The organism is Micromonospora sp. NPDC048887 (genome assembly GCF_040649715.1).
GTDB lineage: Bacteria > Actinomycetota > Actinomycetes > Mycobacteriales > Micromonosporaceae > Micromonospora.
The window spans coordinates 38,763-62,560 of sequence record NZ_JBEZGA010000007.1 but is presented as its reverse complement, the minus strand read 5'-3'; the positions used below and the strand labels follow the sequence as shown (position 1 = coordinate 62,560).

Sequence of the window (23,798 nt, the reverse complement as noted above, 5' to 3'; positions counted from 1 at the left end):
CGTGTTCAGCGTGACCGTCCGGGACCACATGATGGTCGCCCACAGCTTCCGCGGCGAGGTGTTCGGCCCGGCGCAGCGGCTGCACGGGGCGACGTTCGTCGTCGACGCCACGTTCCGCCGCGCCGAGCTGGACGACGACGGGATCGTGGTCGACATCGGGCTGGCCACCGAGCAGCTCAAGGCCGTTCTCGCCGAGCTGAACTACCGCAACCTCGACGACGAGCCGGCCTTCGCCGGGGTGAACACCACCACCGAGGTGCTCGCGCGGACGATCGCCGACCGGCTCGCCGACGCGGTGCACGCCGGCCGGCTGGGGGAGGGCGCGCGGGGCCTGGCCGGGATCACCGTCACGCTGCACGAGTCGCACATCGCGTGGGCGAGCTACGAGCGGTCGCTCTGACCGGATGACAGTCGTCCACGTGGTGCTTCCGGGCGACATCGACGACCCGGCGGACCCCAGCGGCGGCAACGCCTACGACCGCCGGGTCTGCCGGGGCCTGGCCGCCCGCGGCTGGACGGTACGGGAGCACCAGGTGCCAGGCGGCTGGCCACACCCGGGGCCGGCGGAGCGCGCCGACCTGGCCGGGCTGCTCGGCGGGCTGCCCGACGGCGTGCCGGTGCTGCTCGACGGCCTGGTCGCCTCGACCGTGCCGGATGTGCTCGCCCCGCACGCCGCGCGGCTGCGCCTGGTCGTCCTGGTGCACCTGCCGATCGAGGGCGAGACGGAGGCGCGGTCGCTGTCGGCGGCCACCGCCGTGGTCGCCACCAGCGAGTGGACGCGGCGTCGCCTGCTCGACCGCTACGCGCTGCCACCGCGGCTGGTGACCGTCGCGCCGCCCGGCGTCGACCCGGCGCCCGTCGCCACCGGCACACCCGGCGGGGGACGGCTGCTCTGCGTCGCCGCCGTCACCGGGGTCAAGGGGCACGACGTGCTGGCCGCCGCGCTCGCCGAGGTGTCGGACCTGGACTGGACCTGCGACTGGGTGGGCCCGCTGGACCGGGACCGCGCGTTCGCCGACGGGTTGCGCGGGCGCCTCGACGCCACAGGTCTCGGCGGCCGGGTCCGGCTGACCGGACCGCGCACCGGCACGGACCTGGCCGCCACGTACGCCGCCGCGGATCTGCTGGTTGCGCCCTCGCGGCGGGAGACGTACGGGATGGTGGTCACCGAGGCACTGGCCCGTGGCGTACCGGTGCTGGCCAGCGACACCGGCGGCCTGCCGGACACGCTCGGGCACGCCCCCGGCGGCGACCGGCCCGGCCTGCTGGTGCCGCCGGACGATCCTGGTGCGACCGCCGCGGCGCTGCGGCGCTGGCTCACCGACGCCGGCCTGCGGGACCGGCTGCGCCACGCCGCCCGGCAGCGGCGGCACACCCTCACCGGCTGGCCGGTCACCGTGGACCGGCTGGCGACGGCACTGAAGGAGGCGACCGCGGCATGACCACCTCACTCCCGCCCGGCTTCGCGGACTGGCTGCGACTGCGCGAGCCCGCCGACGCGGCGGCCCGCAGCGCCGAGCTGGCCGACGCGGTCCGCGACCGGCTGCCCGCCGGCCGCCCGCTCGTCGTGCACGACCTGGGCAGCGGCACCGGCTCGATGGCCCGCTGGCTCGCGCCCCGGCTACCCGGCCCGCAACACTGGGTGCTGCACGAACGCGACGCGGACCTGCTCGCGCTGGCCCGGGCCGGACGGCTCACCGCCGCCGACGGCGCCGAGGTCACGGTGACCACGCGCGGCTCCGACGTCACCCGGCTGACCGCCGCCGACCTCGTCGACGCCCATCTGGTCACCGCGTCCGCGCTGCTGGACATGCTCACCGCCGAGGAGGTCGAACGGATGGCGGCGGCCTGCGCCGGCCACCCGACGCTGTTCGCGCTCACCGTGACCGGCCGGGCCGAGTTCAGCCCGCCGGACCCGCTGGACGCCGAGCTGACCGCAGCGTTCAACGCCCACCAACGCCGTACCGTCGACGGCCGGGTCCTGCTCGGCCCGGACGCGGTGGACGTCACGGTGGCCGCGTTCCGTCGGCACGGCGTCGACACGCTCGTGCGGCCGACCCCGTGGCGGCTCGGCCCGGAGCAGGCGGAACTGGCCGCCGAGTGGCTCACCGGCTGGGTCGAGGCGGCCGTCGAGGAACTACCGCATCTGTCCGGGCCCGCCGCGACGTATCACAGGTGGCGGCTCGCCGAGGCCGCCGCCGGACGGCTCGGAGTGGTGCTGCACCACGCCGACCTGCTCGCCGGCTGAACCGTACCGGCCGTCGGCACGTGACAACCGGTGGGAACAAGGGAGGACCGTTTGTCACACGTCGCCGTCGCCGGGCCCGTACCGGCCGTCGCATCCGTACCGGCCCGGCCGCGCCGGTCCCGGCCCAACGGAGCCTGGGTACGTCCGCTGCTCGGGCTCGCCGTGCTCGCCGTGCTCGTCGCGTCGGTGGGCACCGGCCCGTTCCTGGCCGGGCTGCGCCTGATCGACGCGCCCGCGCTGGCCGCCGCGCTCGGCATCGGCGTGATCACCACCGTCTGCTGCGCCTGGCGCTGGTCGCTGGTCGCCGGCGGGCTGGGCGTACGGCTGCCGATGCGCGCGGCGGTGGCGCACTGCTACCGGGCCGTCTTCCTGAACTCCACGCTGCCCGGTGGCGTGCTCGGCGACGTGCACCGGGCGGTACGGCACGGCCGCGACGCCGGGGACGTGGCCCGGGGCGTGCGGGCGGTGGTCTGGGAGCGCACCGCCGGGCAGGTGGTGCAGGTGGTGATCGCGGTGGCGCTGCTCGCCGCGTTCCCGTCGCCGGTACGCCGGTACCTGCCCGCGCTGGCCGCCGTGCTCGCCGTGGTCGCGCTGGCGCTGGTGCTCGCCGCCCGCGCGGTGCCCCGCTCCGGCGCGTCCCGCCTCGCCCGGGCGGCCCGGACCGCTGTCGCCGACGTCCGCTCCGGGGTGCTGGGCCGCCGGACGTGGGCCGGTGTGGTGGTCGCCTCGACAGTGGTGTTCGCCGGTCACCTGGCCACGTTCGTGGTGGCCGCCCGCACGGCCGGCGCGGACGCCCCGCTGTCGCATCTGCTGCCGCTGACGCTGCTGGCCCTGATGGCGATGGCGGTGCCGCTGAACGTGGGTGGTTTCGGGCCGCGCGAGGGGGTGGCCGCGTGGGCGTTCGCCTCGGCCGGGCTGACCGCCGCGCAGGGTGTGGCGACCGGCACTGTGTACGGCGCGCTGGTCCTGGTGGCCAGCCTGCCGGGCGCCGCGGTGCTGCTGGCACGGCGGATGCCCCGGCGCGAGCCCGGCAACTGTCGGTGATCCCGCCTACGGTGGGGGAGCGAGGTGTGCGTCGCCGGGTCCGCCCGGCGACCGGACGACAGGAGAACCATGGACGAAACGCTGCCCACCGCGACGGTCCGGACCCGCGTGACGGTTCCGCTCCGGTTCCCCGACGGCTACGTGACCACGGCCCGCGTGCACACCTTCCACGGTCTCGTCGACGGACGCGAGCACCTGGCGTTCGGGCTCGGTGAGCACACCGAGGTCGACCCGCCGCTGGTCCGCCCGCACAGCGAGTGCCTCACCGGGGACGTGTTCGGCAGTCAGCGCTGCGACTGCGGGCCGCAGTTGCGCGAGGCGGTGCAGCGCATCGCCGAGGCCGGTGGCTACCTGCTCTACCTGCGGCAGGAGGGGCGCGGCATCGGCCTGTACGCCAAGCTCGACGCGTACGCCCTGCAGGACGACGGCCTCGACACGTACGAGGCGAACCTCGCGCTCGGGCGCGGCGCGGACGAGCGCGACTACACGGTGGCCGCGCAGATGCTCGCCGCGCTGGGCGTGGACCGGGTGGCCCTGCTCAGCAACAACCCGGACAAGGCGGCCCAGCTCGAACGCCTCGGCGTGACGGTGGCCGACCGGGTGTCCACCGGCGTGCACCTGTCCCCGGCCAACGCCGGCTATCTGGCGGCCAAGGTGACCCGCGCCGACCACGCCCTCGACCTGCCGTTCGTGCCGTGACCACCCGCCCGTACGTGCTGCTCAGCTGCGCGATGTCGATCGACGGCTACATCGACGACGCCAGCGCCGAGCGGCTGCTGCTGTCGAACGACGACGACCTGGACCGGGTCGACGCGACCCGGGCCGGGTGCGACGCGATCCTGGTGGGCGCGGCCACCGTGCGCCGCGACGACCCCCGCCTGCTGGTGCGCAGCGAGCAACGGCGGGCCGAGCGGGTGGCGCGCGGGTTGCCGCCGTCGCCGGTGAAGGTGACTGTCACCGGCAGCGGTGACCTCGATCCGGGTGCCCGGTTCTTCACCACCGGTGACGGGCTCAAGCTGGTCTACTGCCCGAGCGGCGTGGTGGACAAGGCCCGCGAGCAGGTGGGCGCCGTGTCGACGGTGGTCGACGCGGGGGATCCGGCCACCCCGGAGGCGGTGGTGGCCGACCTGGCCGGGCGTGGGGTGACGCGCCTGATGGTGGAGGGCGGCGGCATGGTGCACCGCCAGTTCCTGACCGCCGGCCTGGCCGACGAGTTGCACCTGGTGGTGGCGCCGTTCTTCGTGGGGGACAGGCGGGCGCCGCGCTTCGTCGGGGACGGCCGCTTCCCGTGGCACGCGGGGCGCCGGGCCCGGGTGGTCGAGGTGCGCCAGATCGGCGACGTGGTCCTCACCCGGTACGCGTTGTCCGACCGCTGCCCGGCCTGACCGCCGTGTCGATCCGGTCCGCCCTTGTGCAAGCTCACGGTCGTGATTAGTTTGTTGACCATCCATACGAACTAACCCGCTGCGCTTCCCTTCCCGAAGGGGGACCGATGACCGCGCACCACCCCGACCCGGGCTCCTCCCGCCGCCGCTTCCTCGGCCTGGTCGGCCTCGGCGTGGCCGCCACCGCCACCGGCCCGCTGCTCGCCGGCTGCTCGGAGAAGCCGGCCGGCTCCGGCGCCGCCCAGAACCTCGACGCCGTCTCCGGCCTGCTGCCCACCCGCAAGGACCTGCCCGGCGGCATCAAACCCGACATCGTCGGCACCCGCCCGGTGCCCGACGGCTACACCAGCTACCCGACGAGCCTCGTCGACGCCATCACCGACAAGCCCGGCACCAGCGGCAAGCAGGTCACCGCGATGACCCCGGCCTGGGGCCCGGCACCGCCCGGGGTGGCGCAGAGCGCCTACCTCCAGGCCGTGAACGCAGAGCTGGGCACGCCCGTCAACTTCACCATCCAGGACGGCAACACGTACGCCGACAAGCTCAACGCCATGCTCGGTGCGCGGGACGTCCCGGACCTGCTGTGCGTACCGGGGTGGGAGGTGGAGAAGATCCCGCGCTTCGCCGAGGCGATCAAGGTGCTCTTCGAGGACCTGACCGACCACCTCAAGGGCGACGCCGCCGGCGCGTACCCGATGCTGGCGAGCTTCCCCACCGGGGCCTGGCGGCGTGCGGTGTGGAACGAGCGGATCATGTCCGTGCCCAACCCCACTGACGGGCCGTTCCCGTGGGCAATGTTCACCCGCAAGGACGTGCTCGACGCCCGCGGCCTGGCCGTGCCGGCGAACCTGGACGACCTGCTCGCCGCGGCCAAGCAGGTCACCGACCCGGCGCGCAAGGTGTGGGCGTTCAACGACGTCTTCGCCATGATCCAGATGTTCCACAAGGTGCCGGGCCACAAGGGCGGGTGGCGGGTCAAGTCTGACGGCACGCCCGAGTTCAAGTACGAGACCGAGGAGTTCCGCCGCGCGCTGGAGGTCATGGCCAAGATCTACGCGGACGGCCTGGTCCACCCGGACGTCGTGGCCAGCAAGGGCGCGGACGCCAAGCAGTTGTTCGCCAAGAACGGCGCGATCGTGTTCCTCCAGGACGGCGTCGGCTTCTGGCAGGGCGCCCAGGCCGAGCACCAGAAGACCAACCCCAAGCTCAACATCCAGGCGGTGCCGATCTTCTCCGCCACCGGCGGCGACCCGCTGGTCTGGGGCGACGACGAGCCGATCTCCTACACGTTCGTCAAGAAGGGCCTCGGCAAGGACCGGGTCCAGGAGCTGCTGCGGATCATCAACTGGTGCTCCGCGCCACTGGGCAGCCAGGAGGCCCAGCTGCGGGACTTCGGGGTCGCGGGCAAGCACCACACCCCGTCGCCGAACGGCCCGGTCAAGACCGACCTGGCGTTCAAGGAGATCGCCAACCAGTACTTCTTCATCAGCGGCCGCAACCCCACCATCGGGCCGTTCCCGGACACCCCGCGCTTCGTGCCGGACGTGCTCGCGTACTCCAACGAGATGGTCAAGCACATGGAGCCCAACCCCTGGGCGGGCGTGAAGCTGGAGATGCCGGCCGCTTACAAGGCCAACCAGGTGCCCACCGAGGACAAGTTCACCGACGTGCTGCGCGGCCGCCGACCGCTCAGCGACGTGGACGCCATCGTCAAGGAGTGGAAGGCGAACGGCGGCGAGGAGGCCCGAAAGCTGCTCGCCGACTCGCTGCCGAAGGAGGGCCGGTGAACGAGCCGGCCGTCCTGGCCGGGCCCGAGCGGGCCCGGCCGGACGCGCCGGCCCCACCGGGCCGCCCGCCCCGTCGCCGCCCGTCCCGCCGCCGGGTGCCGCTGCGCACCCGGCTGCGCCGGGACTGGCAACTGCTCGCCATGGTGGCGCCCGGCTTCGGAATCCTGCTGATCTTCAGCTACCTGCCGATCGCCGGCAACGTGATCGCCTTCCAGGACTACAACCCCTACCTGGGCGACAACCCGTGGCAGGCGTTCCTGCACAGCGACTGGATCGGCTTCGGGCAGTTCCAGCTGCTCTTCGACGACCCGGCGTTCTGGGACGCGTTCCGCAACACGCTGGCGATCACCGCGTTCCAGCTGGTGTTCTTCTTCCCGCTGCCGATCCTGCTGGCGATCGCGCTGCACAACCTGCTGTCCAGCCGGCTGCGCGGACTGATCCAGACCATCGTCTACCTGCCGCACTTCTTCAGCTGGGTGCTGGTGGTGACGTTCTTCGTGGCGATGCTCGGCGGCGCCGGGCTGCTCGCGCAGACCATGCGCGAGGCCGGGACGCAGCCGTGGAACGTGATGACCAACCCGGACACGTTCATCGTCCTGGTCACCGTCGAGGCGGTGTGGAAGGACGTCGGCTGGGGCACGATCGTCTTCCTGGCCGCGCTGTCCACCATCGACCAGAACCTCTACGAGGCCGCCGCCGCGGACGGTGCCGGCCGGTGGCGGCGGCTGTGGCACATCACGCTGCCCGGCCTGCGGCCGGTGATCGTGCTGCTGCTCATCCTGCGCCTGGGTGACGCGCTCTCCGTCGGCTTCGAGCAGTTCCTCCTGCAACGCGACGCCGTCGGCCGGCAGGCTGCCGAGGTGCTCGACACCTTCGTCTACCACTTCTCCATCGCCACCGGGAACTACGGCTACGGCGCGGCGGCCGGACTGTTCAAGGCCGTCATCGGGCTGGTGCTGATCCTGGCCGCCAACCGCGTGGCGCACATGCTCGGCGAACGAGGGATCTACTCGAAGTGACCACGCTCATCCGCCGGGTCGCCGGCGACCGACAGCGCCGGCCGGTGTGGCAGGAACCGCCCACCCCCCTCGGCCAGGGGCTCAAGGCCGTCATGCTCACCCTGCTGGTGGCGGGCGTGCTGTTCCCGCTCTGGGTGATCCTGGTGACCAGCCTCTCCTCCCGGGAGACCATCGCGCGGGCCGGCGGACTGGTGGTCGTGCCCAGGGGCGTCGACACGTCCGCGTACGAGACGATCTTCGCCGGCGGCGCGGTCACCCGGGCCCTGTGGATCAGCACGCTGGTCACCGTCTTCGGCACCGCCATCGCGCTGACCGTCACAGTGCTCGCCGCGTACGGGCTGTCCCGGCCGGGCTCGCTGGGCCACCGCTGGCTGCTGGCGTACTTCCTGATCCCGTTCCTGGTCTACCCGCCGCTGGTGCCGCGCTACCTGGTGGTCACCGGGCTGGGGCTGAAGGACACCATCTGGGCGCTGGTCCTGCCGCCGGCGATCAGCGTGTTCAACCTGGTCGTGGTGCGCGGGTTCTTCCAGGGCATCCCGTCGGAGCTGCTGGACAGCGCCCGCATCGACGGCGCGAGCGACTTCCGGACGCTCGCGCGCATCGTGCTGCCGCTGTCCCGCGCGGTGATCGCCGTGGTCGGCCTGTTCTACGCGGTCAGCTACTGGAACGTCTGGTTCGACGCGCTGCTGTTCATCGACAGCAACGACATGTACCCGATCCAGCGGGTGCTGCAGAGCTACCTGCTGGCCGGGCAGGCTCCGCACACCTCCGGTGGGAGCAGCGGGGTGACCATGCCACCGACCGAGGCGGTCAAGATGGCGGTGGTGGTGCTGACCGTCGCGCCGATCGTCGCCGTCTATCCGTTCATCCAGCGGCACTTCGTCAAGGGCGTGCTGATCGGCGCGGTGAAGGGCTGAGGGCGCGTCCGGGCGCGGCGCACCGCACCGGGGATGTCAGAGCACCTGGGACAGGAAGCGCCGCAGCCGGGGGTGCTCCGGCGCGTCGAACACCGCCTCCGGCGGCCCGGCCTCCAGCACCACTCCCGCGTCCATGAACGCCACAGTGTCGGCGACGCTGCGCGCGAACCCCATCTCGTGCGTCACCACGACCATGGTCATCCCGGCGGCGGCCAGGTCCGCCATCACCGCGAGCACGCCCTTCACCAGTTCCGGGTCCAGCGCGCTGGTCGCCTCGTCGAAGAGCATCACCTGCGGGCGCAGCGCCAGCGCCCGCGCGATGGCGACGCGCTGCTGCTGGCCGCCGGAGAGCTGCGCCGGCCGTGCGTCCGCCTTGCCGGCCAGGCCGACCAGGTCGAGCTGGGCGCGGGCGAGCGCCACCGCCTCGTCCTCGCTCAGCTTCTTGAGCTTGCGCAGCGCCAGCGTGATGTTGCGCAGCACGCTCAGGTGCGGGAACAGGTTGAACTGCTGGAACACCATGCCGATGCGCTGGCGCAGCGCGTCCGGGTCGTCGCGCAGCACGCTGCGCCCGTCCAGCAGCACGTCGCCCCGGTCCGGCTCGATCAGCCGGTTGATGGTGCGCAGCAGCGTCGACTTGCCGGAGCCGGACGGGCCGATCACGCAGGCCGCCCGGCCCCGGGCCACGTCCAGGTCCGCGCCGCGCAGCACCCGGTGCGCGCCGAAGGCCAGGTGCACGTCGCGGACGGCCAGGCTGACCGAGGTCGTGGTGGCGGTGGTCATCGCGGGTCCTTTCCGGACGGGGTCAGGTCGGCCGGCTCGGCGTCGGGCTCCGGCTCGGGCGGCGCGGCCGGGCGGCCCTGCCGCAGGCGCCGGTCCAGCCAGTTGACCGCGTGGGTCAGCGGCACGGTCAGCACCAGGTAGAACAGACCGGCCAGCAGCAGCGCGGACTGGTTGCCGGTGTTCGCCGCGTAGTCCTGCCCGATCCGGAACAGCTCCCGCTGGCTGGCCAGCAGGCCGAGGAAGTAGACCAGGCTGGAGTCCTTGATCAGGGCGATGAGCTGGTTGACCCAGGCGGGCAGGACCCGGCGTACGCCCTGCGGGATGATCACCAGGCGCATCGCCTCGCCCCAGGAGAAGCCGAGCGCCCGCGCGCCCTCCAACTGGGCGGCCTCCACGCTCAGGATGCCGGCCCGGAAGATCTCGCCCAGGTAGGCCGAGGCGATCAGCGACAGGGCCAGCACGCCCAGCGGATAGGGGTTCGGGCCCCACACCCGCATGCCGAGCGGCGCCAGGCCCACGCCGATGAGCAGGATGGTCGCCGCGGCCGGCAGGCCGCGGAACACGTCGGTGTAGATCCGCGCCGGCCACCGCAACCATCGGGTACGCGAGATGCCGGCGACGGCCAGCAGCATGCCCAGCACCGAGCCGAGCAGGGCGGCGGAGACCGCCAGGGTGAGCGTGTTGGGCAGCCCGACGGTGAGCATCTCGGGCAGCGCCTCGCGCATCGAGTCCCAGTCGAAGAACGTCTCCCACAGCGTGCTCAGTGGATCCATGTCCGCTCCGTCCGCCCTGCTCGTGCTCGGTTACCGGTTCAGGAGGCGGCCGTCGGCGACGGCACCGCCACCGACCCGCTGCCCGGCTTGAAGTCGGCCGGCACCGGCCGCCCCGGGTAGTACTCGGCCTGCAGGCGGCTCCACGTGCCGTCGGCGATCACCTCGTCCAGGCCCTTGTTGAGCGCCTCGCGCAGCTTGTCGTCGCCCTTCGCCACCGCGTACGCGGTCGGGGTGGGGCTGAGCTGCTTCGCCGCGACCTTGATCTTGCCGTTGCTGTCGGCGGCGGACTTGTCGCCGATCTCGGCCGGGGCGATCCAGGCGTCAGCGGTGCCGGCCTTGAGCTGGTTGATCGCGCTGTTGTAGTCGGGCACCCGCACCGGGTCGAGGTTCTGCTTGGTGGCGTAGTCGTCCTGCACGGTGCCCTGGACCACCACCACCCGCTTGCCGGCGAGCTGGTCGAAGCCGGTGATCGGGGAGCCGGCGGGCACGTCCAGGCCGAAGTAGCCGAAGTCGTAGCCGTTGCCGAAGTCGACGGTCTTCTTCCGCGCCTCGGTGATCGTGATCGAGGAGCTTCCCACGTCGAACTTGCCGCTGTTGACCTGCGCGAGCAGGCCGGAGAAGTCGGTGCCGACGAACTCCACCCTCAGGCCGATCTTGGCGGCCACGGCGCGCAGCAGTTCGTTGTCGAAGCCGGTGAACTCGCCGTCCTTCAGAAAGACGTTCGGCGGGGCGTCGGTGAGCGTGCCGGCGCGGATCACGCCGGGCTGGAGCAGGCCGTACGGGTTGTCGGCCGCGTCGGTGTCGTCGCCGTCGCAGGCGGTGAGCGCGGTGACGGCGAGCAGGGCGGCCGCGCCGACGGCGGCGGCACGGGTCAGGACGGTACGGAAACGCACGATGTCTCTCCAGAGTGGACGGACGCGCGGGGTGCGCGTCGACGCCGGCCCGCCGGACGGACGGCCGGGCCGGAGAAGGGTGGATCGGGGAAAGGAGGGTGGCGCTCGCTCAGCGCGCGAGGCGACAGCCGTCGCTGCACACCCGCATCAGGTCGACGTGGCGGCGCTTGACCAGCGCGAAGCGGGCCGGGTACGCGGCGACGTCGCCGGATGGGGTGGAGGGTGGTGCGGACATCGGTCTCCCTGGTCTGTTGCTGACCTGGGTGCCAGGCCACGCTTGCACCGGCGGCTGCCGGTGCCTGGTCTTCACCCGGGGCACCCCACCGCGGAGGAGGGTTGCCGGCCAGCGAGCCGGGGCTTCGCGCTGGCGCTCATGACCTGCCCAGAAGGCTAGCAGCACCGCAGCGGCGCTCGTCCAGGGGTTATGACCACCCTCACGCGCCGGGCCTCACCGCCGGGCCGGGACGACCGGCGCGTCCCGGCCGGTACCGTGCCGCGACGGGCTGCGCTGCTCGTGGTAGTCCTGCTCGACGTTGACGGTCCAGACGTCGTGGCCCGCGCCGTGCGCGATGTTCTCCGCGGTCAGCATCGCCGTCAGCATCGAGTGGTCGGCGTTGTTGTACCGGTGCATGCCGTTGCGCCCGACCGGGTGCACGTTCGGCACGTTCGCGGCCAGCCAGTCCCGGATCACGTCGACGTTGCGCTGGTACCGCTCGTCGTAGACCGGGTACGCCTTCGGCATCCGGACCACGTGGCCCGCCTCGACGCACCCGGACTTCACCAGGCCGAGGCGTTCCAGCTCGGCGGTGGCGAACGCGACGAGCTCCGCGTCCGGCGTCCGCCACATCTCGTCGCCCTCGAAGACGAAGTACTCCAGCCCCAGGCAGGTCCGCCCGTCCTTGACCAGGTACGGCGACCACGAGCCGAAGTTCTGGATCCGGCCCACCCGGGCGGCCGGGTCGTGCACGTAGATCCAGTTGTCCGGGAACGAGAACTCCTCGGGCACCACGAGCGCCACGGTCAGGAAGTCCCGGTACCGCAGGTCGTCGGCGGCGGCCCGCACCTCGGGCGGCGCCTCCGGGCGCATCGCCCGCACCAGCGCGGAGATCGGCATCGAGGAGATCACGTGGTCGGCCGGCTCGGTGCGCTCCCCGCCCGCGCCGGCCACCGTCACGGCGGTGGCCCGCCGCGCGGCCGGATCCCGGTGCACCTCGGTCACCCAGGCGCCGGTACGCACGGTGCCGCCCCGCGCGGTGACCTCCTCGGCACAGCGCTCCCACATCATCCCCGGGCCGTGCTTCGGGTACTGGAACTCCTCGATCAGGCTCGTCACGTCTGTGCGGTTGCGGCGGGGCAGCAGCGCGTTGCGCATCGCCGTGGCCAGCGACAGGTTCTTGATCCGCTGGGCGGCCCAGTCGGCCTGCAACCGGTCCGCCGGCATCCCCCAGACCTTCTCCGTGTACGTCTTGAAGAAGATCGAGTAGAGCCGCCAGCCGAACCGCGCCGACACCCACCCCTCGAAGTGCGACTGGTCCTTCGGCGGGCGCAGCCGGGCCCGGCCGTACGAGCCCAGACAGCGCACCGCCTCCAGCAGGCCGAGGTTGCGCAGCGCGTTGCCGGCGCTGAGCGGGTAGTCGAACAGCGCGCCCCGGTAGTAGATCCGGCTCATCCGCGGCCGGAGCAGGAAGTCCTCGTCGGGCAGGATCTCGTGCCAGAAGTCCTCGACCCGGGACACCTTGGTGAAGAAGCGGTGCCCGCCGATGTCGAAGCGCCAGCCGTCACGCTCCACCGTCCGGCTGATCCCGCCCACCACGTCGTCGGCCTCGTAGACCCGGACCGGCTCGCCGTGCCGCAGCAGCTCGTACGCGGCGGTCAGCCCGGCCGGCCCCGCCCCGATGATCACGGTCCCGTCGCCGTCGCCCATGCCGTACGCGCCCCCTCGCCCGCCGATGCGGCAGCGCGCTTACCCGCCCTGGCGGCGTCCTCACCTGCCGGTTCCCGCCGGTCCGGCGGGTGTGAGCCGGTCCGGACGGGGAACGCGCACCGGGTTTTGCGGCCGGGCGAGCCGGCCCGAGGGCCGGACGGCGGGAGCGCGATGGCGGACGAAGGGCGGGCCGAGCCCGGCGGCACGGCCGGACCCGATCGTGCCGCCGACCCCGGCGGCCCGGCCCGGCCCGGCGGCACAGCCCGGCCGGACCGAGCGGCCGACCCCGGCGTCTCGGCACGCGCCGACGTCGATGGAGACCACGAACCGGACCAGGTCGCCGACCACCGAGCCGACGGGCCCGACCGCGCGGCCGGTGGCGGCACACGCGCGGGGCGTACCCGATGGTGGTCGCGGGCAGCGGCAGTCGCCCGCCGGCTGCCGGAGCCGTGGGGGTTCGTGCTCGCCGTCTTCGCCGGGTCGAAGCTCGTGCTCAGTCTGATCGGCGTGCTGGTGCTCGCCGCGTGGGACGGGGTGCCGGGCGCGCCACCGCCCGCCGAGACCGCGATGCGTGCCCAGCAGGACGCGATCTCGTCCCACCGCTGGTTCTCGCTCTGGTTCGCCTGGGACTCGTTCCTCTACGAGCACCTGGCCCGCCTGCCGCTGGACCGGCCGTGGCCGGACTTCGGCTTCCCGCTGCTCTACCCGTTCCTGGCCCGGCCGCTCGCGCCGCTGCTCGGCGGGCACACCGCCTGGGCGCTGCTGCTGGTGAGCAACGTGGCGCTGGTGGTCCAGCTCTACTACGCGTACCGGCTGGGGGGCCGGCTGCTCGGCGGCGCGGGACCGGCCGGCGGGCGGCGGGCGGTCCGGTACCTGCTGCTCCTGCCGACGGCGTTCCTGTTCCAGGCGGCGCTCACCGAGTCGCTGTTCGTCTGCCTGGCGCTGGCCGCCTTCTGGTACGCCGAGCGAGGCCGCTGGCTGTTCGTCGGCGTCGTCGGCTACTTCCTGGCGATGAGCCGCTCGGTCGGTTTCCTCGTGGTGGTGCCGCTGGCGCTGGTGCTGCTGCGCGAGCACGGGTGGCGGGCCGGTCCCCGGCGGTGGCCGCGCCTGGTGCGGCAGGGCTGGCCGCTGCTGCTGGTCCCGGCGGGCTGGCTGACGTTCATGGCGTTCTGCCGGTGGCAGAGCGGCGACTGGTTCGCCTACCAGCACGCCCAGGAGACCGGCTGGGGGATCCGGCTGCAGAACCCGATCACGACCGCCGCGTCCGCGCTGACCGGCGGCAACTCGGCCGACGCGCTGCGGGTCTGGATCGCCGTGGCGACGGTGGCGGTGGCGGTCGTCGGGCTGCGCCGCCGCGCCGACTGGCCGTACCTGGTCTACACGCTCGTCATGGTGCTGGTGCCGCTGTCGATGGGGCCGCCGGTGTACAAGAGCCTGCTGCGCTACCTGCTCGCCGCCTTCCCCGTGGCGTTCGTGCTGGCCCGCTGGGCGCGGCGACGCGGCCTCGACGGCTGGCTCACCGCCGTGCTGGCGCTGGTGCAGGGCGCGTTGTTCGCGGTGTGGCTCACCTACTGGACCCACCTGATCATCTGACCGCTGCCGTCGTGGCCGTGCGGGCTGTCCGGCGGGACTGCCGGGTGGGCCGCAGAATGGGCGGATGACCGACCGGCGCGTGACTCTCGACGACCTCGGCGCCTGGTTGATCAAGGGCAACGCGGACGCGGTGGACCTGGCGGCCCGCTTCGCCGCCGACCCGCGCGTGAGCGGCTGGTGCGTCCGCCCCGGCTACCGGGTACGCCTCATGCGCGCCGGCCAGCCGGTGGTGTTCTGGGCCAGCGGCAGCCGGGGCCGCGCGCCGTACGGCGTCTGGGGCGTCGGCCGGCTCGCCGCCCCTGCCGTGCCCGGGGCACCGGGCGAGACGTGGACCGCGCAGCTGGACCTGACGATCCTGGACGAGCCGCTGCGGGTACGCCGCGACCTGCTGCGCGCCGACCCACGGCTGGCCGGCGCGGAGGTGCTCCGGCAGCCGCAGGCGGCGAACCCGTCCTACCTGACAGTGGGCCAGTTCGACGCGCTTCGCGGCTACCTGCCCCGGGACGGGCGCGCCTGACCGGTCCGCCCGGTCCGCCCGGTGCGTTTGTGCCCCCCGCTGTCGACGTGCCGGCTCAGGCGGCCAGGGCGGCGGTGAGCCGGCGGGCCTCGGCGACCAGCCGGCTGCCGCCGCCCCGGGCCACCACGTCGGCCAGCCCCGGTATCTCGATCCGCACGCCCGTCGCGGTCGCCGTCTCCGCCGCCAGCGCCAGCAGGTCGGGCGTACCCCGGGGCGGTGCCGGCTCGGCCAGCAGCGGCGGCAACGCCGCGGCGAGCAGCAGCCACACGCTCAGCGGGGCGCCCGCCGCCACCGCGTCGCGCAGCGGCGTGACCGCCCGCGTCAGCGTCACCTGCCCGCCGGCCGCCAGCGCGCCGAGGTGCCCGCCGGTCGCCGGCGCGTCCAGGTCACCCGCGGCGGCCAGGATCAGCACCGCGTCGAGCGCGGCCACCCGGTCCGCCTCGTGGCGGGCGCACAACCCGTAGGCCAGCGCCAGATCGAGGGCCGGTCCGCCCGCGCCGGTGCACTCGGCCAGCACCGGCAGGGCCGCGGCGTGCCCGAGGCTGTCCTCCTGCGCCGCGCCGGCCACCTCGGGCAGCAGGTGGGCGGCGACCACACCCCGGTGCCCGGGCAGGACGGCCGGCCAGACGTCACCCCAGCTGTCGGTCCACCGGCCGATCGGCCTGGGCGTCAGGGTGAGCAGGCCGAGCCGGTCCTCGACGTCGTCCGGCGGGGTGAGCGCGACGAGCGTCCGGCCCTCGGGCAGCTGGTCGTAGCCCCAGTCGTACCCGGCCGACCGCGCCCGCCGGCCCACCGTCACCACCCGCTGCGCCGGGGCCGGCACGGCGTCGCCGCGCAGCCAGCGGGCCAGCTCGTCGCCGGCCGGCGTGCGCAGTGTCGCGGCACGCTCGGCCAGCGGCCCGTCGACGCCGGCCGGCAGGCGCAGCAGGGCCTGCGCGAGATCCCAGCGCCACACCGGACGGTCACCCAGCGCCGCGATCCGTTCGTAGAGCGCCACCGGCTCGATCGCCCCGGTGACCGAGGTCGGCGCGGACAGCAGGCCCGGGTCGTCGCGGCCGTCCAGCCGCTGCCCGATCTCGGCCAGGCGGGTGCAGGCGAGCTGGACGGGCGCGGGCCGGCGTGTGGCCGGAACCGGCGCACCACCGCGGAACGGGAACGGCGCGCGCGGGCGGGACTCGGCCAGCAGCGTGCTCCACTTGTCGCGGCGGATCGCCGCCTCGGCCTCGTCGCAGACGGCAAGCAGCAGCCCGTGCATCTGGGCCGAGATTTTGAACACCGACCAGGGATGGTCGTACGCGCCGACCCGCTCGCGGCGCACCACAGGCAGGAGAGCCGCCGCGAGCCGTTCGCGGTCGGCGGTGCCGAGCCGGACCAGTCCGTCCATGACGCGTTCCGTGGTCAGCGCGGGCCAGCGCCGGCCGAGCGACGCCGCGACCTCCTCCACCAGCTCGTCCACGTCGTCGATCGGCGGCGGCGCGTCCGCCGCCGGCAGCGGCGGCGGCAGGTCGTCGCGGGCCTCGGCAACCGTGGTGACGGCGACCGGCCGGTGGCCGTGCCGCTGCGCCAGCGTCAGCGCGCGCTCGCGCAGGCCGGCGTCCGGATGATCGGCCGCGACGGCGAGCACCGCGCCGATCTCCGCGGCCTGATCCGGGTGCTGCCGGGCCAGCCGGTCGAGCCAGGACACCTGCGCCCGGACCAGTGCCTTCTCCGGCCGGGCCAGCACCGTCCGCGCGGCCTCCCACAGCGCCTCCGGCTCGGCGGCGTCGCCGGCCTGCCGGAGCGTCCGCTGAGCGAGGCGGGCCACCGGTCCCGGCCCGTCGGTGAGCAGCCGCAGATAGGCGCTCGACCGCGTCGCCACCTCGTCCGGGGCCGGCGCCAGCAGGTCGTGCAGGACCAGGAACGGGCGCAGCGCGCCCGGCCGGTCGCCGCGCAGCAGCCGGCCGAGGACGCCGTTGAGCAGGACCGCCCGGTCGAGCCGGCCCTCCGCGGCCAGCGCCGCCAGAGCCCGGGGCAGCGCCTCCGCGTCCGTGCCCGCGCCGTCGCCGCGGGCCAGCTCGGTGCCCACACCGTCCACCTCGAACAGGCGCGGCAGCAGTGCGTCGAGGAACGGGTCCGCGCGCAGCCGGTCCACAGTCGGTGGGCGCGTCCCGCGCGGGCCCGGCGAGCCCTGCGCGGCGGCCCAGCCACGCACGAAGTCGTCCCCGGTCGGCGGCGGCGCCTTCTCCGCCAGCAGGAGACCGGCGACGAACCGCCAGCCCGCGAGCATCCGGTCCCGGGGGAGCCGGTCGGCCAGCTTGTACGCCACGTCGGCCAGCCAGGTCACCCCGCGTTCCCGGGCGGCCTCGACCACCGGCGCCGGATCGGCGTCGTCGAGCCAGACCGACCGGCGGCCCAGCAACGCGGCCACCTTTGCCGGAGTGCTGAGCGTGCCGACGGCGGCCACCGCCAGCGCGGTCGCCTCGGCATTCCACCACCAGGCATCCCGCCGCTGCCGGACGTGGGCGACCAGGGCCTCGCCGAGCGCCCGGCGGACCGGCTCGTCCAGCTCGGCCAGCGCCGACCGGACCCGCGACGGCCGTCCGCTTACCAGCGGCTTGAAGAACTCCCTCACGACAGCGCCCCCACCGGTGCCGCGACCATCGACACGGCCAGCGCGTGCCGGCACGGCCCCCGCTGCCCCCGGTGCCGCGCCCACCAGCGGCAGGAACACGAGTACGCGCCGTCCGGGTGGCGGCGTACCCGGTAGACCTCGTCGTCGGTGCGTACCGTCGCGTTCTCGCCGTCGCGCTCGACGGCGCCACGCTCGACGAGCGCCCGCGCGCCGACCAGCCGAGGGTTGTCCCGCTCCGCGCGGCCCGCGTCGTAGGGCATGACCCGGTGGAAGTACGCCCCGTCCGCCACGTCGTACCCGACCCGCCCGGCGGTGCCCAGCTGGGCGAGCGCGGCCCGCACCCGCTCGTCGGGCAGCGCGGCGGCGTCGGCCAGCGCTGCCACGTCGATCGCCGGATCCCAGTTGAGCAGCGCGCCCACCAGCTCCGCGTCGTCGACCACGTCGTCGCCGGCGAGCGCCGCCAGGGCCGCGCCCTCACCGGAGAACCCCCGGTACGGCTCGGGGGACAACGTGAGCGACACCCGCAGCGCCCCGGTGTCCAGCTCCCACGTGCTCGGCACGGCCGGCGACCCGGCGCGCACCGCCGGGCCGTACACCCGCAGGGAGCGCGCGTGCCGCAGCACGCCGCGCAGCGCCGCGAGCCGGCCCGCGCCGGCCAGGCAGACAGCGCCCGGCACCGGGCGGGAGGTCAGCCGCAGCGTACGCCCGGCGGGCACCGCCCACAGCACGCTCCGGTCGTTCGCGGCCGGCAGCCGGCGCAGGAACGCCGCCGCCTCCGCCGCCGGGATCTCGGCGCGCGGCTCGAAGCCGGCGGTGAGCATGTGCACCTCGGCGAAGCCGCGCAGCCAGCGGCCGGGCAGCGGCACCTTCCGCTCGACCACCGCCCCATCCATCGTGGAGACGGTCAGGTCGTCCGGGCCGACCGCCACGTGCAGCGGCTCGATGCCGCCGACCCGGGCCAGCGCCTCCCGCAGCGGCGGGTTGACGTCCACGTTCGTGGTGCCGTGGCCGCTGATCTCCCCGTCCAGCCCGGCCGGCAGCACGTCCATCCGCGCGTACACCCCGCAGCAGCCGGAGAACGACTCGAACCGCAGGCGGCCCCGGCTGCCGGTGACCACCGGATCCAGGCTGGCCGGGTTGACCGGCTGGTGGTAACGGGTGCGTGCCACCTCGGCGACGGCGAGCAGCCCGGCCGCCGCCGCGGCCGGGGCGGTGAGGAACCCGGCGAAGAAGCGCGGGTTGGCCGCCGGGCCGCCGCAGGTCTGCAGATCGAGACCGGCGGCGCGCAGCGCGGACGGCTGAAGATATCGGTACGTCTGGACGGCGTTCACGGCGCAGACCGTAGAGCGACCGACCGACAAAAACGCGACGGTCCTGCTAGCTTCCTCGGATGTTCGCCCACGCGCTCACCGACGACGCCGAGTTGCGTCCACTGTCGCCCTGGCACGCCGAGGAGTTCCTGGCCAACCTCGACCGCTGCCGGGACCACATCGCGCCCTGGGTCGGCGCGTCCTTCGTCGCCACCGACGCCGAGTCGGCGGGCAAGGTCCTCCAGGCGTACGCCGACCGCTGGGCCCGTGACGACGGCGGCATCTGGGGCATCTGGCAGCGCGGTACGCTCGTCGGCGGCGTGCTGCTCGTGTCGCTGAGCACCACGCGTGGGGTGTGCGAGGCCGGCTGCTGGCTGGAGCCGGGCGCCGAAGGGCAGGGCCTGGTCACCCGCGCCGCACGCGTGATCATCGACTGGGCGGTGCGGGAGCGCGGCATCCACCGGGTCGAGTGGATCACGAAGGCCGGCAACGAGCGCAGCGTCGCCGTCGCGCGGCGGCTCGGCATGCGCCGCGACGGCGTCCTGCGCGCTGCGGCACCGACGCCCGACGGCCGCGCCGACCTGGAGGTCTGGTCGGTGCTGGCACCGGAGTGGACCGCCTGACCGCCGAAAGTGTCGTACCCGGACGTGAACATGTGTCCATGGCTGTCCCCGCACTGGCCGACCGGTCCCCCCAGCCGCGCGCCCTGCCGCTGCGCGAGGTCCGCACCCGGCTCACCCAACTCGTCTCCCTGGCCGAGCTGACCGACACCGTCACGCTCGTCACCCGCGACGGCGATCCCCGGCCGGTGGCCGCGATCGTGCCCGCGTCCGCCGCCCGCACCGGCGCCCAGGCCCGCGCCGACGCCGAACGCGTCGCCGCGATCAGCGCCGGCTGGGCCCGCCGCCTGGAGGAACTGCACCGGCAGTCGGCCCGGCGGCACGCCGCCGAGCTGCGGTCTCTCGCCGACGCGCTCGCCGAGGCATGGGCCGAGCTGGACCGCCGCGCCCCGGCCGGCGACCCGGCGCTGACCCGGTTGCGCGCCGCGCACGCCGACCTGCTGCGCCGCTGACCCGTGGCGTCCCGGACCGGTCTGCGCGGGACGCCACGGGCATGCGGTCAGCTCCGGCCGCGTTCGGCCCGGTAGCGGCGGATCAGCTCGGCGGTCGACGTGTCGACGTCGGCCAGGTCCGGGTCCGGCCCGGTGAGCTTCGGCGCGAGCTGGTTGGCCATCACCTTGCCCAGCTCCACGCCCCACTGGTCGAAGGCGTTGATGTCCCAGATCGCGGCCTCGGTGAACACGATGTGCTCGTAGAGCGCGACGAGCTGACCCAGCGTCGCCGGGGTGAGCTTCGGCGCGAGGATCGACGTGGTCGGGTGGTTGCCCGCCATCACCCGGTGCGCCACCACCTCGGGCGCGGCGCCCTCGGCCTCCACCTGCTCCCGGGTCCGCCCGAACGCCAGCGCGGCGGTCTGGGCGAAGAAGTTCGACATGAACAGGTCATGCATGTCACCCAGGTCGTGGTTGGGCCGGCTGAACGCGATGAAGTCCGCCGGGATCAGCCGGGTGCCCTGGTGGATGAGCTGATAGAACGCGTGCTGGCCGTTGGTGCCCGGCTCGCCCCAGAAGATCTCCCCGGTCGGGTACGTCACCGGCGTGCCGTCGGCGCGTACCGACTTGCCGTTGCTCTCCATGGTGAGCTGCTGGAGGTAGGCGGGGAACCGGTGCAGGTACTGCGAGTAGGGCAGCACCGCGTGGGTCTCCGCGCCGAGGAAGTCGGTGTACCAGACGTTGAGCAGGCCGAGCAGCGCCGGCACGTTGCGCTCCACCGGCGCGGACCGGAAGTGCTCGTCGACAGCGTGGTAGCCGGCCAGCATCTCGCGGAACCGGTCCGGCCCGATCGCCAGCATCACCGACAGGCCGACCGCCGACGGCAGCGAGTAGCGTCCGCCCACCCAGTCCCAGAAGCCGAACATGTTCTCCGGGTCGATGCCGAAGTCCCGGACCCGCTGTTCGTTCGTGCTGACCGCGACGAAGTGCCGGGCGACCGCGTCGTCGTCCGCGTCCAGCCCGGCGAGCAGCCAGCGCCGCGCCTGGTCGGCGTTGGCGAGCGTCTCCTGGGTGGAGAACGTCTTCGAGACCACCACGAACAGCGTGCTCGCCGGGTCCAGGTCGGCGGTCTTGTCGTGGATGTCGGTCGGGTCGATGTTCGACACGAACCGGCAGCTGATGCCCGCGTCCCGGTACGCCTTGAGCGCCTCGTACGCCATCACCGGCCCGAGGTCGGAGCCGCCGATGCCGATGTTCACCACTGTGGTGATCCGCTCGCCGGTGTGACCGCGCCACGAGCCGGAGCGCACCCGCTGCGCGAACGCCGACATGCGCTCCAGCACCGCGTGCACGTCGGCGACCACGTCCTGGCCGTCCACGGTGAGGGAGGCGTCGGCGGGCAGGCGCAGCGCGGTGTGCAACACCGCCCGGTCCTCGGTGGTGTTGACGTGCCGGCCGGCGAACATGGCCGCGATCCGGCCGGTCAGCCCGACCCGCTCGGCGAGCGCGCCGAGCAGCGCGATGGTCTCGTCGGTGACGAGGTTCTTGCTGTAGTCAACGTGCAGGTCGGCGACCTCGCCGGTGAGCCGCTCACCCCGCTGCCCGTCGGCGGCGAACAGGTCGCGCAGGTGCGTGCCGCGCATCGCCTCGGCATGCTTGCGCAGCGCCTGCCATTCGTCAGTGGTGGTGACGTCCACAGCCATCAGGTCGATCTTCTCCTTCACGACGGGCGGTCGGCCGGCCCGCGCCGGCGAACCCCACAAGCCTGCCACCCGGAGCGGTCGCGCGCGACGCGACCCGGCGGCGATCACCGTGCGGACGGTTCTTTCCGTCCGCCGCGGCCCGGGCACGCCAGTTGGGACGCCTGTACGACACGCCGATCACTGAGTGACAGTGGTCGATAGCTGAACGTAGTATCCAGCGTTGCTGCCCGATCGCGTCGAGGGGGTGCCATGGCCGGGGTGGTCCACCCTCGTCCACCGTCCGACCCGCGGGAGGAGCCGGCCGGGGAGACGACCCTGCCCGAGCTCGTCGATCCGCACTGGATGCACCGGGCCACCGAGCTGGCCCACACCGGCTTCTGGTCGGTGGCCCGCCGGTTGCCCGCCCTGATCCGCGAGGCGATCAGCCTCGCCTGGGCGACCAGCCGCCGGGACACCGCCGCCTCGCTGGGTCTCAACGTCGCCGCCGGCGTGCTCACCACGCTGGGGCTGCTCGCCACCACCGGGGTGCTCCACCAGTTGTTCGCGGCCGGCCCGACACCGGAACGCATCCGGGCGGCGCTGCCCGCCCTGGCGCTCGCGGCGGCCGCCGTCGCCGGGCGCGGCGCGCTGACCATCGCCGCCGGCTGGGCGCAGGCCCGGCTCGTGCCGCAGATCAACTTCACGGTGGAGCGGCGGCTGTTCGAGACGACGTCCGCCGTGGAGCTGGCGGCCTTCGACGACGCCGGCTTCGCCGAGGAGATGGACCGCGCCCGCGACCGCGGACTGGTCGAGGCGGGGTCCCTGGTCAACGACACGGTCAACCTGGTCACCGGCGTGGTCGGCGTGATCGCCACGGCCACCGCGGTGACGATCATCCACCCGCTGCTGCTGCCCTGCCTGGTCGTCGCCGCGGCCCCGGAGGCGGTGACGGCGGTGCGGATGGCCCGCCGCCAGCACGTCGACTGGCTCGCCCGGATCACCCGGCGGCGACGCAAGTGGATGCTGGGCGACCTGATGGCCAACCGGCACACCGCGGCCGAGATCCGCGCGTACCAGATGCGCGACTTCCTGCTCTCCGAGTACCACCTCATGACGCGGCTGGAGACCCGCGCCGAGCTGCGCCTGGCCCGCGCGCAGACGGTGACCCGGGCGATCGGCCTGTCCATCACCGGCATCGCCACGTTCGGGCTCTACGTGGTGCTGGGCGCGTTGCTCGTCGGGGGCGTGGTGGCGCTCGCGGCGGCGGCCACCGCGCTGCTCGCCCTCCAGTCCGCGCGTACGAGCCTGCGCACGGCCATCTTCGCCACCAACTCGCTCTACGAGGACGCCCTCTACTACCAGGACTACCGCGACTTCCTCGACCGGGCGACCCGGCGGATCCCGGCCGGCGGGCACCTGCCTGTCGACGGCTTCGCGCGCATCGACCTCGAACGGGTCAGCCTGCGCTACCCGGACACCGACGCCGCCGCGGTCGACGAGGTCAGCCTCACGGTCCGGCGCGGCGAGGTGATCGCGCTGGTGGGGGAGAACGGCTCCGGCAAGACCACGCTCGCCAAGTTGATCGCCGGCCTCTACCGTCCGACCGGCGGCACGATCCGCTGGGACGGTGTGGACGCCGCCGAGCTGGATCCCCGGCAGACCGCCGCCCAGGTCGCGGTGATGAGCCAGGACTGGTGGAGGTTCCCGTTCACCGCCCGGCAGAACATCCGGGTCGGCCGCCACGACCGCGCCGGCGGGCCCGGCCCCAGCGTGGAGACCGCCGCCCGGGACGCCGCCGCGCACGACATGATCAGCGAGCTGCCGTTCGGGTACGACACGCTGCTGGATCGGCAGTTCAAGGACGGGCAGGACCTGTCCGGCGGGCAGTGGCAGCGGCTGGTGGCCGCGCGCGGCCTCTACCGCGACGCCCGGCTGCTGATCTGCGACGAGCCGTCCGCCGCGCTGGACGCGCGTGCCGAACACGCCCTCTTCCAGCACCTGCGGCGGCACCCGGACCGGGCCGTCGTGCTGATCACCCATCGGCTGGCGAACGTCCGGCACGCCGACCGGATCTTCGTGATGGACCACGGCCGGCTCGTGCAGTCGGGCGACCACGACACGCTGATGGCCCGGGGCGGGCTCTACCGCGAGCTGTTCGAGTTGCAGGCCGCCGGTTACCTCGCCGGCAGCGCGGAACCCGCCGACGGTTGACCTCCAGCGCACTCGAACTCCTACCGTGACCGGACCGCGCGCCACCCGGCCGG

At 74.1% G+C, this 23,798-nt stretch carries 22 protein-coding genes and 1 riboswitch; of the genes, 14 read left to right on the top strand and 8 right to left on the bottom strand.

The window, feature by feature from the left end; genetic code table 11:
• Position 1: 1 nt before the first annotated feature.
• The 9 genes from AB0C17_RS13545 to AB0C17_RS13505 all read left to right on the top strand — a co-directional run bounded on the left by AB0C17_RS13545 (position 2) and on the right by AB0C17_RS13505 (position 8,400).
• Positions 2-400, top strand: coding sequence for a 6-carboxytetrahydropterin synthase (locus AB0C17_RS13545; protein WP_013286764.1), 399 nt, complete (start codon positions 2-4; stop codon positions 398-400).
• A gap of 4 nt (positions 401-404) precedes the next feature.
• Complete coding sequence (locus tag AB0C17_RS13540; RefSeq protein ID WP_357478590.1) at positions 405-1,442, top strand: glycosyltransferase family 4 protein; 1,038 nt, start codon at positions 405-407, stop codon at positions 1,440-1,442.
• Positions 1,439-2,248 carry a class I SAM-dependent methyltransferase gene (locus AB0C17_RS13535; RefSeq protein ID WP_357478587.1) on the top strand — a complete coding sequence of 270 codons (810 nt, stop codon included), beginning with the start codon at positions 1,439-1,441 and terminating at the stop codon, positions 2,246-2,248. The genes AB0C17_RS13540 and AB0C17_RS13535 overlap by 4 nt, the downstream gene beginning before the upstream one ends.
• A 147-nt stretch (positions 2,249-2,395) precedes the next feature.
• Positions 2,396-3,292, top strand: a complete 897-nt coding sequence (locus AB0C17_RS13530) for a lysylphosphatidylglycerol synthase transmembrane domain-containing protein (RefSeq protein ID WP_357383228.1) — start codon at positions 2,396-2,398, stop codon at positions 3,290-3,292.
• Between the two features lie 69 nt (positions 3,293-3,361).
• Positions 3,362-3,991, top strand: coding sequence for a GTP cyclohydrolase II (ribA, locus tag AB0C17_RS13525; protein WP_357467673.1), 630 nt, complete (start codon positions 3,362-3,364; stop codon positions 3,989-3,991).
• On the top strand, positions 3,988-4,677 hold the full coding sequence (locus AB0C17_RS13520) for a RibD family protein (protein WP_357383081.1): 690 nt from the start codon (positions 3,988-3,990) through the stop codon (positions 4,675-4,677). Before ribA ends, AB0C17_RS13520 begins: the two co-directional genes overlap by 4 nt.
• A gap of 107 nt (positions 4,678-4,784) precedes the next feature.
• The gene (locus AB0C17_RS13515) at positions 4,785-6,464 is read left to right on the top strand and encodes an extracellular solute-binding protein (protein WP_357478584.1); all 1,680 of its coding nucleotides are present in this window, start codon (positions 4,785-4,787) and stop codon (positions 6,462-6,464) included.
• Positions 6,461-7,483 (top strand): ABC transporter permease subunit, encoded by a 1,023-nt coding sequence (locus tag AB0C17_RS13510; protein ID WP_357383085.1) that lies wholly within the window; start codon positions 6,461-6,463, stop codon positions 7,481-7,483. Before AB0C17_RS13515 ends, AB0C17_RS13510 begins: the two co-directional genes overlap by 4 nt.
• Positions 7,480-8,400: a carbohydrate ABC transporter permease gene (locus AB0C17_RS13505; RefSeq protein ID WP_357383087.1), complete on the top strand. Its 921-nt coding sequence runs from the start codon at positions 7,480-7,482 to the stop codon at positions 8,398-8,400. The genes AB0C17_RS13510 and AB0C17_RS13505 overlap by 4 nt, the downstream gene beginning before the upstream one ends.
• 36 nt (positions 8,401-8,436) lie before the next feature.
• On the opposite strand, the gene AB0C17_RS13500 is transcribed toward AB0C17_RS13505, so the two are convergent.
• The 5 genes from AB0C17_RS13500 to AB0C17_RS13480 form a co-directional block, all read right to left on the bottom strand.
• Complete coding sequence (locus AB0C17_RS13500; RefSeq protein ID WP_357383089.1) at positions 8,437-9,180, bottom strand: amino acid ABC transporter ATP-binding protein; 744 nt, start codon at positions 9,178-9,180, stop codon at positions 8,437-8,439.
• A complete protein-coding gene (locus tag AB0C17_RS13495) occupies positions 9,177-9,953 on the bottom strand; it encodes an amino acid ABC transporter permease (protein WP_357383091.1) in 777 nt (258 codons plus the stop codon). The genes AB0C17_RS13500 and AB0C17_RS13495 overlap by 4 nt, the downstream gene beginning before the upstream one ends.
• Positions 9,954-9,991: 38 nt before the next feature.
• Positions 9,992-10,846, bottom strand: a complete 855-nt coding sequence (locus AB0C17_RS13490; protein WP_357478581.1) for an ABC transporter substrate-binding protein — start codon at positions 10,844-10,846, stop codon at positions 9,992-9,994.
• Positions 10,847-10,955: 109 nt separating this feature from the next.
• The gene (locus tag AB0C17_RS13485; RefSeq protein WP_357383095.1) at positions 10,956-11,081 is read right to left on the bottom strand and encodes a hypothetical protein; all 126 of its coding nucleotides are present in this window, start codon (positions 11,079-11,081) and stop codon (positions 10,956-10,958) included.
• 33 nt (positions 11,082-11,114) lie between these two features.
• Positions 11,115-11,225: riboswitch (SAM riboswitch) on the bottom strand.
• A gap of 69 nt (positions 11,226-11,294) precedes the next feature.
• A complete protein-coding gene (locus AB0C17_RS13480; RefSeq protein WP_357478578.1) occupies positions 11,295-12,770 on the bottom strand; it encodes an NAD(P)/FAD-dependent oxidoreductase in 1,476 nt (491 codons plus the stop codon).
• Between the two features lie 171 nt (positions 12,771-12,941).
• On the opposite strand from AB0C17_RS13480, the gene AB0C17_RS13475 reads away from it, so the two are divergent.
• A complete protein-coding gene (locus AB0C17_RS13475; protein WP_357478576.1) occupies positions 12,942-14,363 on the top strand; it encodes a hypothetical protein in 1,422 nt (473 codons plus the stop codon).
• Between the two features lie 64 nt (positions 14,364-14,427).
• A complete protein-coding gene (locus AB0C17_RS13470) occupies positions 14,428-14,880 on the top strand; it encodes a hypothetical protein (protein WP_357478573.1) in 453 nt (150 codons plus the stop codon).
• Positions 14,881-14,935: 55 nt separating this feature from the next.
• On the opposite strand, the gene AB0C17_RS13465 is transcribed toward AB0C17_RS13470, so the two are convergent.
• Both AB0C17_RS13465 and AB0C17_RS13460 read right to left on the bottom strand, forming a co-directional pair.
• Entirely contained in the window at positions 14,936-17,491 is a 2,556-nt protein-coding gene (locus AB0C17_RS13465; protein ID WP_357478570.1) for a hypothetical protein, read from the bottom strand.
• The gene (locus AB0C17_RS13460) at positions 17,488-18,822 is read right to left on the bottom strand and encodes an SWIM zinc finger family protein (RefSeq protein WP_357478567.1); all 1,335 of its coding nucleotides are present in this window, start codon (positions 18,820-18,822) and stop codon (positions 17,488-17,490) included. Before AB0C17_RS13460 ends, AB0C17_RS13465 begins: the two co-directional genes overlap by 4 nt.
• 59 nt (positions 18,823-18,881) lie before the next feature.
• On the opposite strand from AB0C17_RS13460, the gene AB0C17_RS13455 reads away from it, so the two are divergent.
• Positions 18,882-19,424 (top strand): GNAT family protein, encoded by a 543-nt coding sequence (locus tag AB0C17_RS13455; protein ID WP_357383107.1) that lies wholly within the window; start codon positions 18,882-18,884, stop codon positions 19,422-19,424.
• A gap of 38 nt (positions 19,425-19,462) precedes the next feature.
• Positions 19,463-19,873, top strand: a complete 411-nt coding sequence (locus AB0C17_RS13450; protein WP_357383109.1) for a type II toxin-antitoxin system Phd/YefM family antitoxin — start codon at positions 19,463-19,465, stop codon at positions 19,871-19,873.
• A gap of 47 nt (positions 19,874-19,920) precedes the next feature.
• Here AB0C17_RS13450 and pgi read toward each other — a convergent pair whose 3' ends face one another.
• Positions 19,921-21,555, bottom strand: a complete 1,635-nt coding sequence (gene pgi / locus AB0C17_RS13445; RefSeq protein WP_357478564.1) for a glucose-6-phosphate isomerase — start codon at positions 21,553-21,555, stop codon at positions 19,921-19,923.
• Between the two features lie 249 nt (positions 21,556-21,804).
• Here pgi and AB0C17_RS13440 point away from each other — a divergent pair, with 249 nt between their 5' ends.
• A complete protein-coding gene (locus AB0C17_RS13440) occupies positions 21,805-23,745 on the top strand; it encodes an ABC transporter ATP-binding protein (protein WP_357383111.1) in 1,941 nt (646 codons plus the stop codon).
• The last annotated feature ends 53 nt before the right edge of the window (positions 23,746-23,798 follow it).

Coding starts and splice junctions, on each gene's coding strand:
- AB0C17_RS13495 (WP_357383091.1), bottom strand. CDS start 9,953: ATGGATCCACTGAGCACGCTGTGGGAGACGTTCTTCGACTGGGACTCG.
- AB0C17_RS13475 (WP_357478576.1), top strand. CDS start 12,942: ATGGCGGACGAAGGGCGGGCCGAGCCCGGCGGCACGGCCGGACCCGAT.
- AB0C17_RS13470 (WP_357478573.1), top strand. CDS start 14,428: ATGACCGACCGGCGCGTGACTCTCGACGACCTCGGCGCCTGGTTGATC.
- AB0C17_RS13540 (WP_357478590.1), top strand. CDS start 405: ATGACAGTCGTCCACGTGGTGCTTCCGGGCGACATCGACGACCCGGCG.
- AB0C17_RS13500 (WP_357383089.1), bottom strand. CDS start 9,180: ATGACCACCGCCACCACGACCTCGGTCAGCCTGGCCGTCCGCGACGTG.
- ribA (WP_357467673.1), top strand. CDS start 3,362: ATGGACGAAACGCTGCCCACCGCGACGGTCCGGACCCGCGTGACGGTT.
- AB0C17_RS13515 (WP_357478584.1), top strand. CDS start 4,785: ATGACCGCGCACCACCCCGACCCGGGCTCCTCCCGCCGCCGCTTCCTC.
- AB0C17_RS13450 (WP_357383109.1), top strand. CDS start 19,463: ATGGCTGTCCCCGCACTGGCCGACCGGTCCCCCCAGCCGCGCGCCCTG.
- AB0C17_RS13440 (WP_357383111.1), top strand. CDS start 21,805: ATGGCCGGGGTGGTCCACCCTCGTCCACCGTCCGACCCGCGGGAGGAG.
- AB0C17_RS13480 (WP_357478578.1), bottom strand. CDS start 12,770: ATGGGCGACGGCGACGGGACCGTGATCATCGGGGCGGGGCCGGCCGGG.
- AB0C17_RS13455 (WP_357383107.1), top strand. CDS start 18,882: ATGTTCGCCCACGCGCTCACCGACGACGCCGAGTTGCGTCCACTGTCG.
- AB0C17_RS13485 (WP_357383095.1), bottom strand. CDS start 11,081: ATGTCCGCACCACCCTCCACCCCATCCGGCGACGTCGCCGCGTACCCG.
- pgi (WP_357478564.1), bottom strand. CDS start 21,555: ATGGCTGTGGACGTCACCACCACTGACGAATGGCAGGCGCTGCGCAAG.
- AB0C17_RS13535 (WP_357478587.1), top strand. CDS start 1,439: ATGACCACCTCACTCCCGCCCGGCTTCGCGGACTGGCTGCGACTGCGC.